Source organism: Virgibacillus sp. SK37, assembly GCF_000725285.1.
In the GTDB taxonomy this organism is placed as follows: Bacteria; Bacillota; Bacilli; order Bacillales; family Amphibacillaceae; genus Virgibacillus_Q.
Genome location: NZ_CP007161.1, coordinates 464950 through 481307, shown reverse-complemented (window position 1 = coordinate 481307; position 16358 = coordinate 464950). Strand labels below are relative to the sequence as shown.

Below are 16358 nucleotides of genomic sequence, written 5' to 3'. Positions count from 1 at the left end.
CAAAATTCAACTTAATTTGTGCTAAGCTCTAAAAATATGAATTAAGCTATATCAATTTGTCAATTCGATGAAATTCAGGCACTTGGTTAGTGAATGTAGCTACATATTCAAAACCTATCGACTCTAAAAGCTGCAATCCTTCTTTTAATCCATACCCGACCGTGTTTTCTACATGAGAATCGGAACCAATCGTTATAATTTCTCCACCACAATCTTTATATAATTGTAAGATGTCTGGGCTAGGCATCCCACTTTCAAGTCCGTACCGAATCCCTGAGCTGTTTAACTCAATTCCTTTACCTTCTAAAACAATAATGCGAAAAACCTCACGAATAATTTCATGGAAACTCTGCTTACTCTTTCCCTTCGTATAACGTTTCACCAAATCAAGGTGTCCAAGTACACTATACTGCGTATAATTTTTTACACAATAAAGCAATTCCTCATAATACAGCTGATAAGCTTCCTCAATGGTCCTGTCTTTAAAAAATGCTCCTGAATGTAAATCTTTCCTATCAGCAGTGTGCATCGAACAAATGATGAAGTCATAACTATTGCGCCTTATTAGTGCATTATATCTTTCAAGTAAATGAGGCTGAACCCCAATTTCTATCCCCTTTTTTATTTTAATCCTGTCTGCATATATTATCTGCATTTCTTTTATTTTTTTATCATAATCGACTTGGTTAAAATCAAATACAATGGAGGAATCAGGATATTCATAATCAATATGCTCTGTAAATGCGATTTCTCTAATACCTGATTTTATTGCCTGTTCGATTGTTTTCTCCATTGGCGTCTCACAATCTGCTGAAAAATTACTATGAATATGAAAATCAAACATACTATTTCTCTCCCTTAGGTTGACATTTTAGTTATTAATTATTAGAATACTATATAACTTTATTTAGATAAAGTAATAAAGCGATAAAGTAATGAAGTGGAGGAAGCTGCAATTATGAAACCTTATGTTTATCCTGCCAACATCAGAAATAGCATGGAAGATTTTCTGGTTAGAGAAGAGCTTATAACAAAACTTAAAAATCGCTTTACTACCTATGGATATAATCAAGTACGTACCCCGGCTTTTGAGGATTATGATATGTATTCCCTTGTTAGTGGGACGGTAAAAACGGATGATATGATCAAGGTTATTGATTCAACAGGACAAGTGCTTGTACTACGGCCAGATGTTACCACCCCTATTGCGCGTATGGCTGCATTGGAGGGAAACACAGCTGTTGGTAATCTCCGGTATTTCTATGTTTTGGATGTCTTTCGTCAAGCAAATGATGAAAGCAGGCAGAAGGAGCATACACAAGCTGGGATCGAATGTCTTGGAGAAAACCCACCTGAAGTGGATGCGGAAGTTATTATGCTAGCTATTCACACCTTAAGAGATCTTAATTTTTCAAACTTTAAAATAGAAATTGGTCATGCTGGTTATTTTAAGGAATTAATGGAGCAAGCTGCGTTTTCAAAACAAGAGACAGAGCAACTACAAACACTTATCCAATCCAAAAACCTGGCAGAAATCGAGCCCTTTCTGGATCGTTTTTCTCTTAATGAGGAGATTAAAAATGCCATTATGGCCATCCCTTTATTACATGGGGACCCTAATCAGATTATCGCTCACGCTAAAAAATATGTAACAAATGAGGAAATGCAAGCTACATTGGAAAATCTTAGTAGAGTAATTAAATTGGTAGATATGTATGGCGTCAGAGAATCTGTATCTTTAAATCTAGGTTTAATTAACCATATGAATTACTATACAGGAATAATTTTTCAAGGGTTCATAGATAATGTGGGGAAACCTATACTTATGGGTGGCAGGTACGACCATCTTGGTGAACAATTCGGGAAAACACTTCCTGCAATTGGCTTTGCATTTCATTTTGATCTCCTTCTGCAAGCATATGAACAGAATAAGTTGTCTGTCACAAACGTGGAAGAGGAAGTTTTTCAGCTTTACTATGACGAAACACAACAAGAAAACGCGTTATCAGCAGCATGTATTCTACGTAATAAAGGTTATCGGCTCATCGTGTTTCCCCTCAGCAAATGGGGGAATGAACGACAACCAAGTTCAAAAATAATTAAGATGACAATAGAGAAAAAACAAGTGCAAACAGAAGTAGGAGAGTTTGAATTCAAGAGTATAGATGAACTCACTTCTCTTCTGAGCTCAGGAAAGGCAGGGGTATAAGTGGAACCAATTACGTTAGCCTTGGCTAAAGGACGAACTGCCAAAAGCACAATTGCATTACTGGAAAAAATGAATATTGAATTTGAGGATTTCCACGAAGATAGCAGAAAACTAATTTTTTATAATAACGATAAATCAATCAAACTATTATTTGTTAAAGCAGTGGATGTTCCAACTTACGTGGAAAAAGGAGCAGCTGACCTAGGCATTGTTGGAAAAGACAATATTTTGGAAGCACAAGCTGATGTATATGAAATGTTAGATTTACAAATAGGAAAATGCCAATTTGTAGTTGCCGGCAAGCAAAAAACAGAGCTTGGGACAAATCAAGCACTTACCATTGCTTCAAAATACCCTAACATCACAAAAAAGCATTTTCAAAAAAAGAGGCAAACAGTGGAAACCGTTAAATTAAATGGCTCCGTAGAGTTAGCGCCTTTGATCGGCCTCGCTGACTTCATTGTAGATATTGTGGAGACTGGAACAACATTAAAGGAAAACGGCTTAGTTATTTTAGAAGAGGTAGAAGACATTAGTACAAGACTAATTGTAAATAAAGCGAGCTTTGCTACAAAATCTGCTGCTATTCAGTTATTTATTGAGAAGCTGAAAGAAGCCTTGGAGTGAACTTATATGAGAGTGATTAATGAAACAACATTCTTACAAGAAAAAAATACACGTTCTACGCAACTAGATTTACAGATTGATGAAGTAGTTCAAGAGATTATCCGAGAAGTCAGAGGAAATGGTGATCGTGCATTGTACAACTACACAGAAGCCTTTGACCGTGTCAATTTGGACAGTCTCAATGTCTCGGAGAAAGAGTTTAAAGAAGCAAATGACCTGGTCACTGATGACTTTCTGGCTGCTTTAAAACAGGCTAAAAAAAACATAGAAGCCTTTCATGAAGCACAAAAGGAAAAATCATGGTTTTATACGAAATCGGATGGCATTTTACTCGGACAAAAGGTCACCCCTTTGGAAAGGGTCGGAGTTTATATTCCAGGCGGAAAAGCTGCTTATCCATCAACCGTATTAATGAATGTCATACCTGCACAACTGGCTGGCGTAGAGGATATAGTTATCACTACACCCCCACAGCCTAATGGAAAGATTAATCCCTATGTTCTTGCGGCAGCCAATGAACTGGGGATACAGACAGTATATAAAATAGGTGGCGCCCAGGCGGTAGCGGCATTAGCATATGGAACGGAAACAATTAAAAAGGTAGCAAAAATCGTAGGCCCAGGGAATGCCTATGTAGCACGGGCAAAAAAGTGGGTGTACGGGGATGTTGCGATTGATATGATTGCCGGCCCCAGTGAAATATGTATTCTAGCAGATAAAAGCGCCCCACCAAGTTTTATTGCCGCTGACCTGCTTTCACAAGCAGAGCATGACGAGTCCGCAACCGCTATATGCATAACTACAGATCAGGAAGTAGCTGATAAGGTTAACAATGAAATAGAAAAACAAGTACAACAGTTGGAAAGAAAAGATATTATTCAACAATCCTTAGAGCTGAATGGACGCATTATTCTAGTAAATGATCTAAGCGAAGGCTTTCAGTTAATTAATTCTATTGCGCCCGAACATCTTCAATTAATGATTGAGAATCCAATGGATCGTCTTCATGCAATTAAACATGCCGGGGCAATTTTCCTTGGCAATTATTCTCCTGAGCCGCTTGGTGATTATTTTGCTGGACCAAACCATACTTTACCAACAAATGGTACTGCAAAGTTCTCTTCTCCATTAGGAGTTTATGATTTTGTAAAACGCTCAAGTATTATCAATTACTCTCATGATGCTTTAGACGAAGCATCGAATTCTATTATTAAGTTGGCTAATACCGAAGGATTAACAGCCCATGCTAATTCTATCCAAGTAAGAAAGGAGAAACGTTAATGCGTACGTATAAAATTGACCGAAACACAACAGAAACGAATATCTCTCTGGAGCTTAAGCTAGATGGAACAGGAAATTCCGACATACAAACAGGCATTGGCTTCCTTGATCATATGCTCACTCTTTTCTCCAAGCATGGATTGTTCGATCTTCAATTAAAATGTGATGGCGACTTAGAGGTAGATCAACACCATACCGTTGAAGATATTGGAATAGCATTGGGGCAGGCGTTCACCAACTCCCTTGGTAAAAAAGAAGGAATTACACGATATGCGGCAATTACCTCTCCTATGGATGAAGCCTTGGCAACTATCTCATTAGATATAAGTGGGCGCTCCTTTCTTGTTTACCATGTTGATGGACTAAAAGATAAAGTTGGTAACTTTGATACGGAGTTAGTGGAAGAGTTTTTTCAAGCTTTTGCAAGTAACGCAAAACTAACACTCCATATAAACCTCGAATACGGGAAAAACTCCCATCATATTATTGAAGCTATTTTCAAGGGATTTGGCCGTGCGCTTGATCAGGCAAGTCAAATAAATCCTAGAATTAACGGGATACCATCAACAAAAGGCATACTCTAACAGGAAGGATTTGATCTTTATGATTGCAATCGTCGATTATGGAGCTGGCAACATTAAAAGTTTGCAGTTTGCTTTAAATAAGCTAGATATGCGCACATGTGTCACTACGGATGCAACAGAAATAAGAAACAGTGACGCTATTATCCTCCCTGGTGTAGGGGCATTTAAGGATGCTATCAACACACTTCAACAGTCGGGTTTAGCAACAACTTTAAAAGAGGAGGTCTCTAATGGAAAGCATCTTTTAGGTATTTGCCTTGGTATGCAATTATTTTATGAAAATAGCTATGAGGATGGCGTCTGGGGAGGCCTTGGTCTGCTTGAAGGCAATGTAAAAAAAATGGATGAAACGGTCAAAGTCCCACATATGGGGTGGAACACATTAACAAAACATCGGAACAGTCCATTATTAAAGGATACAGAAGAAGAAGAATATGTTTACTTTGTTCACTCTTATGCTGTTAAAGATTATCAGCAAAATACGTTAGTATCCAGTACCAATTATGGAGGAATTGTGCCGGCAATTGTCCAGCAGGATAATGTAATAGGAATGCAATTCCACCCGGAAAAAAGTGGCGAAGCAGGAGTACAGCTATTAAGAAACTTCAAGGAGTTGATTGGATGATTTTATTTCCGGCAATTGATCTAAAAGATGGGAAATGTGTGCGACTTACCCAAGGCGACTATAACAAAGAGAAAATTTACAGTGATTCTCCTGTTTCTATAGCTGAACAGTGGCAACAGGCTGGAGGAGAATTCATACACATTGTGGATCTTGATGGAGCTAAAACCGGAGAATCCATAAATAAACCGGTTATCGAAGAAATTGCAAAAACGATTGCTGTCCCAATTCAAGTTGGAGGAGGCATCCGTTCATTAAGCACCATCGAAACCTATATTAACGCTGGTGTACAGCGTGTGATCATTGGTACTGCCGCTATTCATGATAAAGGTTTTTTAAGAGAAGCTGTCACTCAATATGGAAATAGAGTAGCCGTTTCCATTGATGCAAGAAATGGCTATGCTGCCACAAATGGTTGGACAGAAACAAGTAAAGTCCAGGCAGTTGATCTGATAAAAGAGTTAGAGGAAATTGGTATTCAAACTATTATTTATACGGACATTTTAAAAGATGGTATGCTCCAAGGGCCAAATTTTGATGAGCTTGAAGCAATTAATAAGGTAACATCCACTAATATAATTGCTTCAGGTGGAGTCACTACTAAAGAGGATATTAACAGGCTGAAAGATTTGCAGCTCTACGGTGCAATTATTGGTAAAGCATTGTATGATGGCAGCCTATCACTAGAAGATTTAGTTGGTGATCCGTATGCTCGCTAAACGAATTATTCCTTGCTTGGATGTGGATAAAGGGCGAGTAGTTAAAGGGAAAAAGTTCCAAAATATCCAAGATGTGGCTGACCCTGTTTCTCTAGCTCAAAAATACAACGAGGACGGGGCAGATGAGCTTGTATTCTATGATATTACAGCTTCCAATGAAACTAGGGATATTTTTATCGATGTGGTAGAACAGGTAGCAGCTGAAGTTGCTATTCCATTTACAGTTGGCGGTGGCATCCGCGCAGTAGAAGATTTCCATAAAGTTCTTCGTGCAGGAGCTGATAAGGTTTCTATTAATAGTGCTGCAGTCGCCAATCCCAAGCTCATACAGGAAGCAGCTTGGAAGTTTGGCAGCCAGTGTGTGGTGTTGTCTATTGATGCAAAAGAAAATAAGGATGGCAAATGGACTGTGTATACTAATGGCGGAAGGATAGATACTGGTCTAGACGCACTGGAATGGGCAAAACGTGGAGAAGAATTTGGTGCAGGCGAAATTGTAATAAATGCCATTGACACAGATGGGGAGAAAAATGGATATAACCTTCCCCTAACACAGGCAATTGCGAAAACTGTCAATATCCCGATTGTAGCCAGTGGAGGCGCAGGTAGGCTAGAGCATTTTCAACACGTATTGCAGCCCAATGTGGCAGATGCTGCACTTGCTGCATCGGTATTTCACTATAACGAGATTTCAGTATCCCAATTAAAGCAGTTTTTAGCTGAAAATGGAGTTCCTGTTAGGAAAAGGAGAGTGACACCTTGGAAATAAACACTGCCCAACTAAATTTCGATGATAATGATTTAATAGCAGCTATTGTGCAGAATGCAAACACTGGTAAGGTATTGACACTTGCCTACATGAACAAAGATGCATTACAACGAACAATAGAAACAAACGAGACTTGGTTTTACAGTAGAAAAAGACAGCAGTTGTGGAACAAGGGAGAGACATCCGGAAATAAGCAACAAGTGAAAAAAATTACTTTTGACTGTGATGCAGATGCTTTATTAGTGCAGGTGGAGCCTTTGGGTCCAGCATGTCATACTGGTAGTGAGAGTTGTTTTACAAACACATTGTACCAGCAAGGGGAAGTAAATCACTCCGTAATCCCTGACTTAGTTTCACGCATTCAAAATCGCAGAAATAAACCAGAAGAAGGTTCCTATACTACGTATTTATTTAACGAAGGAATAGATAAGATTCTAAAGAAGGTCGGCGAAGAAGCGAGCGAAGTAATAATTGGGGCAAAAAATAATGATAAACAAGAGGTGACATGGGAAATTGCTGATCTTACTTATCACACACTTGTATTAATGGAATTACTCGGTGTTCCCGTCTCCGATATAAAAAAGGAATTACACAAAAGGCATATTCAAAAAGAAGGTGGTAAGGATGAGTAAGTTTTGGAGTGAAGCTGTACAAAGAAGTTCTCCCTATGTCCCTGGAGAACAAATGAACGTTTCCAATTTAATAAAGCTCAATACAAACGAAAACCCTTATCCGCCTTCTCAACAGGTAAAGGAAGCAATACAGTCGGAAATAGATACTAACCTTCAACTTTATCCTTCCCCGACTGTAGATGATCTTAGGGAGGAGCTTGCTGCTACTTATCAATTGGAAAAAGAACAAGTATTTGTTGGAAACGGATCAGATGAAGTACTGGCCTTCTCATTTATGGCCTTTTTTGACCCAGGTAAAATTATACGATTTCCCGCTGTATCCTACAGCTTCTATCCTGTTTATGCAAAGCTTTTTGATATTCCATATGAAAAGGTTGCCTTAAATCGTGACTTCACCTTACCAGTCGAGAAATTTTTTCAAGCGGATGGGGGGGTGATCTTCCCAAATCCGAATGCTCCCACAAGTATTTATGTAGAACCACAAGCTATTCGGGAGATTTTGGATAATAACCCCGACTGTGTTGTTATCATTGACGAAGCATATATTGATTTCGCTTCGGTATCCGCTGTATCACTCATTAATACGTATGAAAATCTACTTGTTATCCAAACGTTTTCTAAATCACGTTCACTTGCCGGATTAAGAGTAGGTTTTGCGTTAGGCAACAAGCAACTAATTGAGGGCTTACACAGAATAAAAGATTCTTTTAATTCTTATACAATAGATCGCTTGGCAATTGCAGGTGCAAAAGCCGCATTAAGAGACACTGCTTATTTCGATTACACAACAACAAAGATAAAGCAGACTCGGGAATGGGTCTCATCGGAAATGAAAAAAAGAGGGTTTTGTGTCCTTCCCTCTTCTACTAATTTTATTTTCGTCACCCATTACAATGAATCAGCGGAAGATCTATATAAATGGTTGAAGGAAAATGGAATTCTGATTAGATATTTCAAAAGCCCAGGTATTGATAATTATTTACGAATTACAATTGGAACAGATGCACAAATGAGATCCTTCTTTAAGAAGTTAGATTATATATTAGAAACAAAAAAGGATTTATCTTACTAACTTTTTTTAAAAAATTATTTTTGAGGAAATGCTTTGATACAAACGTACTTTGTTCATTCATAGTTGGAGGAATATGCGAACTAACGTAGACTTATTTCTCTGTTAATGCAACAAGACTATATAACACCGCTACGGAAAAATACTGCGCTTTTCAGGGGCGGCTGATGAGCCTCGGGACAATACGATGTTGGTCATGAGATCGTTGCGACAATGGGGTTCGGTGGGGCGAGTGCTCGTAGCCCCAGGACGTCGCGACTTTAGCCTTCCAACCCCTATAACGCATTCGGGGGTCTCACTTATGCCTCATCTCCCCCAGAACAAGTAAGGCTTCGTCAGCTTAGCATCGCACGATGAAAATGTGTACTTCCATTTTCGAGGAGTCTCCGTATTTTTCCTACGCTATTGTCTATTTTTTAAGTAGATTAAAAATATATTATTAAAATAAATGAGCAATACAAATTGATTGGAGTGGAGGGCGGCAAAGAAGACACTGCGAGATAACGAGCAGATGTCGCACTTGTACCCGGAGGTGTGAAAGCATCCGCCTGAAACGCAAATCAATGGGTGCTTCCTCTGTAAAATGAATTATTCCATTCTCCACAACTTAGTTCGGAGTTTATCTATTTTCCGAATCATTGAATACCCAACATATATATTAGCATCAAAGAATCCAAAAGAAGCATCAGCCAATAATCAGCCGATGCTTCTTTTTAGTATTAAATCATTTTTTCAACTTTCGCATCTTCTTTTAGTTTTTTCACTTTCTCTTGTAACTTCTTAGATGTTTTGTCCTTTTTTAATTGAGATTTGATAGGTTCTTTTACTTCTTCCAGTTTACCTATTTCTTTGTTTTGTTCCTTAATTTTGTTGTAGTATTCTTCAATTTCTTTGTCTGTTACCTTTACGTCAATTTCAGAATCTATATACTTTTGGGTTACGAGGTCATTTGCCAGCTGATTTTTAAAATCTTCTTCCGACATCTTAAACTGTTTTAATACTTTTTTCAGTTGGTCTCCATTTTGCTCTTTAATAGTGTCAAATTCTTTCTGAACTTCTTTATCTGTTACTTCCATTCCTTTATCCTTTGCATCATCACGAATCAGCTTTTGCTCAACAATCATATTGAGTGTTTGGTCTTTCACTGCAGTAACATCACTTACATCTTGACCAAATTGAGCCATTTGCATTTTTATTTGCATATATAATGGATTATATGTTTCTCCTTTAATTTCTTCTCCATTAATGCTGACAACTGGTTTCCCTTCATCTACTTTTTCTTTTTCAGTTACTTCAACATTTTGCTCTTGAGGTTGAGCTTGCTCTTCCGTTTTGTTTGCTTCCTGCCCTTTATCTTCTTTTGCATTTTCTTCTTTATCGCCACATGCTGCCAATACTATCGTAAACGTTAGGGCCACTAACACCATTATAATTTTCTTCATCTAATTCCCTCTTTTCTTTAGTAGGTAGTTACATTCAAACATATATCATGTCCACATTTCAAGTAGATAAATCAGGCGAATCTCCCTTCACATAAGGCGGTGACTGGTTTCAATGGGGTTAATAACATTTCAGTAACAAATTATGAGCCCCATTCCTCATCTTTGCCACAAAATGCTAAGGCTTTAAAAAAACTCGCTAAAGGTCTATTATCACTACAGCGGTGTACACCATATATTCTCTGCGCATTTGGATGAAAATGAGAACTAGAGCGGGGACTATCAGCAGCAGAGTGAAGTAATACGCCGGAGAATGAATTAATCGGCTGGAGAGCAAAGGGATTTGCATTAGATATTTAAGGATTAGCTATATCACGGGAGTTTGCAGCCCTACCAAATAACTTCGCATTTTATCCATAATATGAATTAACCCTTCGTTTACATCAGAGTCATGTATATAGAAAAAGAGCAGCTCTGTTTTTGAGCTGCTCTTCATATTATTATTTTTCCAGACTTGCTTCTACTTCTTTAATCATTTCTTTTACGGAAATTAGTCCGCCCCCGGATAGATACCATAGCTCTGGATCTAAATAATAGATATCGTCATTCTTATACGCAGTTGTATTTTCTACCAATTCATTTTCTACCATTTGCTTGGCGGGTGAACCTTCTGCTCCGATAGCAGCACTACGGTCGATAACATATAACAAATCAGGATTTTGCTCCACAACATATTCAAATGATACGTTCATTCCATGTGTGGAAGCTTCAATACCTTCATCAGCTGCCGGCAAGCCTAATACATCATGAATTAATCCAAAGCGAGAATTAGGTCCGTAAGCACTAATCTTATCGTCATTTGCTAATAGAAGTAATGCCTTTTTATCCAACTTCTGTGCTTTTTCATTCACAGAGCTTATTAAACCTTCAATATCTTCTAATTCAGTTTTCACTTCTTCTTCTTTACCAAAAATTTCTCCAACAGTAGTTACATTTTCTTTAAATGAATCCATATAGCGTGTCGCATCCAAACCAAGGTATACAGTAGGTGCAAGCTCTTTCAGCTGATCATACACATCAGATTGACGACCAGAAATAATAATCAGATCAGGGTCGATTTCAGCAATTTTTTCAAAATCAGGTTCTTTTAAGCTACCTACGTTTTCATATTTTTCATCATTGTATTCACTTAAATATTCAGGGATAATTTTTTTCGGTAGTGCAGTAACTTCGATATCTAATTTATTCATTGTATCAAGCATTCCAAAATCAAACACAACTACTTTCTCAGGATTTTTAGGAACATCTGTCTCACCAAGTTCGTGCTTAACTGTAATCGTTTCTGGTTGTTCACTGCTTTCTTCTTTTTTACTTCCTTCATCTGAACCGGAAGTCTTGTCTCCCTCTTCACTTGTGCCACAGGCTACAGTAAATAAAGCAATAAATGCTATAACTGCTAATAATAAAAATTTCTTCATGTCTCTAACTCCTTATTTTTTATATATTTTTATACTAATAATCGGTAATGAAGCGCAGCAGAGCTATTGAATCTATCTCATGAGCGTGGATCATACAGATTGGCAAATATGCCATTCCTATTTTATTTTTATACAAACTCCAAGCATGGCTTTTTATGTTTACCAAAGCATGGATATAAGGTATGATAGTAGATAGTAGGGTCCTTTTTATGAATTTGGTCTGCACACCGTTTTCATGGAAAGGGCTTTTTTTATTGCTCAAATTATAGAATATTACTCTTTCTGGAGCCTCTTCACCTATTATTAGAAATAAACACAAATTCGTTTGTCATCAATATTTTTAATATCAATATCCATATCATAGATATCTTTTAATACACATTCATCAATGACATCACATGCTCGGCCATGCTTAACAACCTTGCCATCTTTTAGTGCTACAATATTATCTGAATAACAGGATGCAAAATTAATATCATGGATTACAATTACAATTGTTTTATTTAATTCATCCACCAGTCTGCGCAATGTTTTCATAATTTGCACGGAATGACGCATATCCAAATTATTTAACGGTTCATCAAGTAGAATGTATTCCGTATCCTGTGCAATAACCATGGCAATATGAGCGCGTTGGCGTTGCCCACCACTTAACTCATCAAGAAATTTATCCTGCATCTCTCTTAATTCCATGTAGTCAATTGCTTCATCAACTTTCTGCCAATCCTCTTCTTTTAATCTTCCTTGAGAGTATGGAAAGCGGCCAAAGGAAACAAGCTCCCTAACAGTTAACTTTAGATTAATTGAGTTGGACTGCTTGAGGATAGAAATCTTTTTTGCCATCTCATTATTTTTTGTTTTGAGAACATCTTTTCCATCGATAGTGATTTCTCCACCATCCTTTGTTATAAGCCGGCTAACCATAGAGATTAGCGTACTTTTACCGGCTCCGTTTGGTCCGATAAAAGAAGTGATTTTCCCTTTTTCAATATGAACAGAAACATCTTCAATCACTTTTTTCTGGTTATACGCTTTAAAAACATTTTTAATATCTACCATGATTTATTCTCCTTTAACAAAAGATATATGAAGTAAACTCCACCTATGAAATTGATAATGACACTTATTGTAGTTTGAAATGTGAATATCTTTTCAACAATAAATTGACCGCCAAGCAATGCAATTATGCTAATTAACATGGACCCTGTCAGCAAGTAGGAATGTCGAAATGTCTTCAAAAATTCATAAGCAACATTGACAACAAGCAATCCTAAAAAGGTAATTGGTCCTACGAGAGCAGTAGATATGGCTATTAATACTGCCACGATAATAAGTAATCGTTTTACTACATGGTCGTAAGGAACACCTAAGTTTATTGCCTCATCTTTGCCTAGTGCCAGTACATCCAGATACTTGAAATAGCGCATAAAGTATAAGAAAACAAGAACTATTAATCCAACTGACAGATATACGAGATCAGTATTTACATTGTTAATACTCGCAAACATTTTGTCCTGCGCTATCATAAACTCGTTTGGATCAATCAGTACCTGCATGAACGATGTCAGACTACCAAAGAAGGTACCGAGAATCATACCGATTAGCAAAAGAAAATAAATATTGTTCTTTTCCCCCTTGAATAGGACCCGGTAAAGTATGAGGGAGAATACGACCATACAACCGATAGATACTAGATAATTGACTTTACTGTTCATCATGACAAGCGATTGAGAACCGAATACGAATACAATCATTGTTTGGATCAATAAATATAAAGAATCCAGACCCATTACACTCGGTGTTAAAATACGGTTATTAGTAATTGTCATAAATATGGTTGTTGCAAAAGCTATTGCCCCACCAGTGAGAATAATCGCAACCACTTTAATGATCCTTCTCGGCAGAATGTAGTCGATATTTCCCGTGAGATTATAAAATATATAAAGGAAAGCTAGCAAAACTGCTACGATAGCTAAGATAATTGTTTTTTTCTTATAATCCATATTTCTTTCTCCTTAATAATAGGTAGATAAACACGCCACTACCTATCACCCCGACGGTTAAACTGATTGGGATTTCATATGGATAAATGATAACCCTGCCGATAATATCACATGCCATTACAAATATGGCCCCGAGCAATGCTGTATGTATTAGACTTTTCTTCAGGTGGTCACCCTGATATATTGTGACAATGTTCGGGATAATTAACCCTAAAAATGGAATCATACCAACAGCCAATACAACTGATGCGGTCACAAGTGCTACGATAACTAAACCTAAATTCACTACTTGACGATAATTCAAACCAAGGTTTTTGGAGAAATCTTCTCCCATCCCGGCAATAGTAAACTTATTTGCATAAAAAAATGCCAGACCTAAAATCGGTATACTTACGAACATCAACTCATAATTCCCACTCATTATCATGGAAAAATCGCCTTGCATCCATGATGACAAATTTTGAATCAGGTCATTCTTATAAGCAAAAAAAGTCGAAATAGAACTTATGATATTACCAAACATCAAACCGATTAAGGGGATGAAAATAGCATCCTTAAATTTAACCTTTTCAAGTATCTTCATAAAAATAAACGTACCAAGTAAAGCGAAAATAAAGGATACGCCCATTTTTTGAAAAGGACTTGCGGATGTAAAGATCATCATCGAAACAAGTATCCCCAGCCTCGCAGAATCCAATGTACCAGAAGTTGTAGGTGAGACAAACTTGTTCTTACTAAGCTGCTGCATAATCAACCCACAGATACTCATGCTCATTCCAGCAATTAGAATACTTACTAGTCTGGGAAGTCTACTTACTGTTAGTATTTGTATTTGGTCTTCGGTTAAAGAAAAAATATCTAGTATAGATACATTGGATACACCAGTAAATACAGATGTAATAGATAAGATAATAAGTACTGTAACTAAGTAACGGATTTTCATAGACGAACCTTCCCAAATCTTACTTTTTATTGCAGGTTTTGAGCGCGATATCTCTTTTGCTGACCAACCTATATTATAATGATTATTACTTTTTACCAAGTTTAATTAATAATGAGATTCATTATCAATTAGTTCTCAGTTACCAGTATAGCAGAATTTAAGTAACCGTCAACACAAAATGAGAATTATTTATTAAAAAAACAACCAGGCGAGTAAGGTTTCTCACTTGGTTGTTTCTAATTTACTTATTCGATTGGTTTTCAACAAATTATTCTTCCGTTTCGCAGCCCTCATCTGTACAGTAGGTTGTTTTAGACTTCGTTGGATTTAATGACTGTAAAGTTGGTCCTTCATTTTCCTCTGTCCAGACTCTTTCAAGAACTTCTGTAAAAACAGAAGAAGGTTGCGCCCCAGACACCGCGTATTTCTCATTGAATACAAAGAATGGAACACCTTGCACCCCAATTTGACGTGCTTGTTCTTCATCGGCACGGACATGGATAGCGTAATCATCCACTTTCAGTAATTCTGTTACGGCTTCCTCATTCAAACCAACTTCTTTAGCAAGATCAATTAGTGTTATGTGATCACTAATCAGTTTACCCTCAGTAAAGTAGGCATGAAGCAACCGTTCAGTCATCTCTTTTCCTTTACCATGTTCCGCTGCGAATTTCGCGACACGATGAGCATCAAACGTGTTGGTATGTTGCATCTTATCAAAATGATAAGATAGTCCGACCTCTTCTGCCTGCTTTCCTAAGTCTTCATTCATACGTTTTGCTTTCTCCACTGTCATGTTATACTTCCCTGCCAACAATTCATGAAAGCTTTTACCAGGTTGCTGCTTTGCATTTGGATCTAATTCATAACTTTTATATTCTACTTCAACTTCATTATTATGCTTGAAATCAGTTAATGCATTTTCAAATCTTCGCTTACCAATATAACAAAAAGGACAAACAAAGTCCGACCAAATCTCTATTTTCAATACATACACCTCATTTCTGTAAATCATTGTAGCACAGCTTTTGTTTTCGTATGAAGCATTGTGCTTACATTTTTGAAAGAAGTGCGATTAATGGTAATCAGGACGTTCACCGTCTACAAATTTCCCGTAATCCGGTACGGCCATTTTATCGAAATTATTCACTAACTTTTCCAAACCAGCAGCAAGTTTTTCGCCTTTCATAACTATTCCGTGCCCAGATATTACCGTTTCAGGTTTTAATGCAGCAAGTTTTTCAACAGAAGCTTTAGCCGCTTGCCAGTCTGTTGTCAGATATCTTGGTGGACCATTTACTTCTTCCTGTTGCATTAACACTTTATAAAAAGAATCCTGTCTTACTGTAATAAAGGCATCTCCTGATAATAACAACGAATCACTTTCTCTATAAAAGGAAACATGTCCAGGTGAATGACCAGGAGTATGAATCCAAGTCCAATCATCCAACCCAGGCACAGAATGGTCATCTGGTAGCGGCTGCACAGCGTCACCTAAATTAATAGCTTCATTTGGATAAATAGAAGAAATCTTTGCTAACAATCCCCCTTCTACGGATGTATCAGGTTGGGGATAGTTTTTTTGCCCTTGTAAATACGGTAGTTCCAATTGATGTGCATATACAGGCACTTCCCACTCATCAATTAAATCTGCTAACCCACCTACATGGTCAAAATGTCCATGTGTCAAAATAATAGCAGATGGTTTACTTCCTCTTCCGAAACGATCTACTACTACGGATTTTATCTCAGGTGCTGCATTTGGCAAACCAGCGTCTACAAGTACCCAATCTCCTTTTTCGGGATAACCAATAAAACAAAAGTTCGCAATTTGGTCTGTATAATAATAAACATCACTTTTAACTTGGATACCACCACCACTGGTAATTGAAGTCATTGGGATGAAATTTTTATGTTCACGTATATTGCTTTCTTGATCCATAAATATCCTCCTTGTTATTCGATTATAAGATTAGTATCTGG

17 protein-coding genes are annotated in these 16358 nt (G+C 37.3%); 9 read left to right on the top strand and 8 right to left on the bottom strand.

Translation table 11 applies throughout. The features are described from left to right. Positions 1 to 46: 46 nt before the first annotated feature. On the bottom strand, positions 47 to 844 hold the full coding sequence (locus X953_RS02485) for a histidinol-phosphatase HisJ family protein (RefSeq protein ID WP_040954224.1): 798 nt from the start codon (positions 842 to 844) through the stop codon (positions 47 to 49). A gap of 114 nt (positions 845 to 958) precedes the next feature. On the opposite strand from X953_RS02485, the gene hisZ reads away from it, so the two are divergent. From hisZ to hisC, 9 genes are read left to right on the top strand one after another with little or no spacing between them, the layout of a single operon-like run. After that, entirely contained in the window at positions 959 to 2209 is a 1251-nt protein-coding gene (gene hisZ / locus X953_RS02480) for an ATP phosphoribosyltransferase regulatory subunit (RefSeq protein ID WP_040954223.1), read from the top strand. Beyond that, complete coding sequence (gene hisG, locus X953_RS02475; protein WP_040954222.1) at positions 2210 to 2836, top strand: ATP phosphoribosyltransferase; 627 nt, start codon at positions 2210 to 2212, stop codon at positions 2834 to 2836. 6 nt (positions 2837 to 2842) lie between these two features. Continuing rightward, complete coding sequence (gene hisD / locus X953_RS02470) at positions 2843 to 4117, top strand: histidinol dehydrogenase (RefSeq protein WP_040954221.1); 1275 nt, start codon at positions 2843 to 2845, stop codon at positions 4115 to 4117. Next, positions 4117 to 4701: an imidazoleglycerol-phosphate dehydratase HisB gene (gene hisB / locus X953_RS02465; protein ID WP_040954220.1), complete on the top strand. Its 585-nt coding sequence runs from the start codon at positions 4117 to 4119 to the stop codon at positions 4699 to 4701. Before hisD ends, hisB begins: the two co-directional genes overlap by 1 nt. A gap of 19 nt (positions 4702 to 4720) precedes the next feature. Further along, positions 4721 to 5326, top strand: coding sequence for an imidazole glycerol phosphate synthase subunit HisH (gene hisH, locus X953_RS02460; RefSeq protein WP_040954219.1), 606 nt, complete (start codon positions 4721 to 4723; stop codon positions 5324 to 5326). Continuing rightward, positions 5323 to 6042 carry a 1-(5-phosphoribosyl)-5-[(5-phosphoribosylamino)methylideneamino]imidazole-4-carboxamide isomerase gene (gene hisA, locus X953_RS02455; protein ID WP_040954218.1) on the top strand — a complete coding sequence of 240 codons (720 nt, stop codon included), beginning with the start codon at positions 5323 to 5325 and terminating at the stop codon, positions 6040 to 6042. The genes hisH and hisA overlap by 4 nt, the downstream gene beginning before the upstream one ends. After that, positions 6032 to 6811, top strand: a complete 780-nt coding sequence (hisF, locus tag X953_RS02450; RefSeq protein WP_040954217.1) for an imidazole glycerol phosphate synthase subunit HisF — start codon at positions 6032 to 6034, stop codon at positions 6809 to 6811. The genes hisA and hisF overlap by 11 nt, the downstream gene beginning before the upstream one ends. Then, on the top strand, positions 6802 to 7443 hold the full coding sequence (hisIE, locus tag X953_RS02445) for a bifunctional phosphoribosyl-AMP cyclohydrolase/phosphoribosyl-ATP diphosphatase HisIE (RefSeq protein WP_040954216.1): 642 nt from the start codon (positions 6802 to 6804) through the stop codon (positions 7441 to 7443). Before hisF ends, hisIE begins: the two co-directional genes overlap by 10 nt. Further along, positions 7436 to 8515 (top strand): histidinol-phosphate transaminase, encoded by a 1080-nt coding sequence (gene hisC / locus X953_RS02440; RefSeq protein ID WP_040954215.1) that lies wholly within the window; start codon positions 7436 to 7438, stop codon positions 8513 to 8515. Before hisIE ends, hisC begins: the two co-directional genes overlap by 8 nt. Positions 8516 to 9231: 716 nt before the next feature. Here the strand turns inward: hisC and X953_RS02435 are convergent. The 7 genes from X953_RS02435 to X953_RS02405 form a co-directional block, all read right to left on the bottom strand. Continuing rightward, complete coding sequence (locus tag X953_RS02435) at positions 9232 to 9954, bottom strand: SurA N-terminal domain-containing protein (RefSeq protein WP_040954214.1); 723 nt, start codon at positions 9952 to 9954, stop codon at positions 9232 to 9234. Positions 9955 to 10451: 497 nt separating this feature from the next. Continuing rightward, entirely contained in the window at positions 10452 to 11429 is a 978-nt protein-coding gene (locus tag X953_RS02430) for a siderophore ABC transporter substrate-binding protein (protein WP_040954213.1), read from the bottom strand. Between the two features lie 303 nt (positions 11430 to 11732). After that, complete coding sequence (locus X953_RS02425; protein ID WP_040954212.1) at positions 11733 to 12488, bottom strand: ABC transporter ATP-binding protein; 756 nt, start codon at positions 12486 to 12488, stop codon at positions 11733 to 11735. Continuing rightward, on the bottom strand, positions 12482 to 13432 hold the full coding sequence (locus X953_RS02420; RefSeq protein ID WP_040954211.1) for an iron chelate uptake ABC transporter family permease subunit: 951 nt from the start codon (positions 13430 to 13432) through the stop codon (positions 12482 to 12484). The genes X953_RS02425 and X953_RS02420 overlap by 7 nt, the downstream gene beginning before the upstream one ends. Beyond that, on the bottom strand, positions 13422 to 14375 hold the full coding sequence (locus X953_RS02415) for an ABC transporter permease (RefSeq protein WP_040954210.1): 954 nt from the start codon (positions 14373 to 14375) through the stop codon (positions 13422 to 13424). The genes X953_RS02420 and X953_RS02415 overlap by 11 nt, the downstream gene beginning before the upstream one ends. A 268-nt stretch (positions 14376 to 14643) precedes the next feature. Beyond that, positions 14644 to 15363, bottom strand: a complete 720-nt coding sequence (locus X953_RS02410) for a DsbA family oxidoreductase (protein WP_040954209.1) — start codon at positions 15361 to 15363, stop codon at positions 14644 to 14646. Positions 15364 to 15450: 87 nt separating this feature from the next. After that, entirely contained in the window at positions 15451 to 16317 is an 867-nt protein-coding gene (locus X953_RS02405; protein ID WP_040954208.1) for an MBL fold metallo-hydrolase, read from the bottom strand. Between the last annotated feature and the right edge of the window lie 41 nt (positions 16318 to 16358).

Excerpts from the sequence above, each read along its gene's own strand:
- X953_RS02405 (WP_040954208.1), bottom strand. The coding sequence starts at position 16,317 with ATGGATCAAGAAAGCAATATACGTGAACATAAAAATTTCATCCCAATG.
- X953_RS02430 (WP_040954213.1), bottom strand. The coding sequence starts at position 11,429 with ATGAAGAAATTTTTATTATTAGCAGTTATAGCATTTATTGCTTTATTT.
- hisD (WP_040954221.1), top strand. The coding sequence starts at position 2,843 with ATGAGAGTGATTAATGAAACAACATTCTTACAAGAAAAAAATACACGT.
- X953_RS02415 (WP_040954210.1), bottom strand. The coding sequence starts at position 14,375 with ATGAAAATCCGTTACTTAGTTACAGTACTTATTATCTTATCTATTACA.
- hisH (WP_040954219.1), top strand. The coding sequence starts at position 4,721 with ATGATTGCAATCGTCGATTATGGAGCTGGCAACATTAAAAGTTTGCAG.
- hisZ (WP_040954223.1), top strand. The coding sequence starts at position 959 with ATGAAACCTTATGTTTATCCTGCCAACATCAGAAATAGCATGGAAGAT.
- X953_RS02485 (WP_040954224.1), bottom strand. The coding sequence starts at position 844 with ATGTTTGATTTTCATATTCATAGTAATTTTTCAGCAGATTGTGAGACG.
- hisA (WP_040954218.1), top strand. The coding sequence starts at position 5,323 with ATGATTTTATTTCCGGCAATTGATCTAAAAGATGGGAAATGTGTGCGA.
- hisF (WP_040954217.1), top strand. The coding sequence starts at position 6,032 with ATGCTCGCTAAACGAATTATTCCTTGCTTGGATGTGGATAAAGGGCGA.
- X953_RS02420 (WP_040954211.1), bottom strand. The coding sequence starts at position 13,432 with ATGGATTATAAGAAAAAAACAATTATCTTAGCTATCGTAGCAGTTTTG.
- X953_RS02435 (WP_040954214.1), bottom strand. The coding sequence starts at position 9,954 with ATGAAGAAAATTATAATGGTGTTAGTGGCCCTAACGTTTACGATAGTA.
- hisB (WP_040954220.1), top strand. The coding sequence starts at position 4,117 with ATGCGTACGTATAAAATTGACCGAAACACAACAGAAACGAATATCTCT.
- hisC (WP_040954215.1), top strand. The coding sequence starts at position 7,436 with ATGAGTAAGTTTTGGAGTGAAGCTGTACAAAGAAGTTCTCCCTATGTC.
- X953_RS02425 (WP_040954212.1), bottom strand. The coding sequence starts at position 12,488 with ATGGTAGATATTAAAAATGTTTTTAAAGCGTATAACCAGAAAAAAGTG.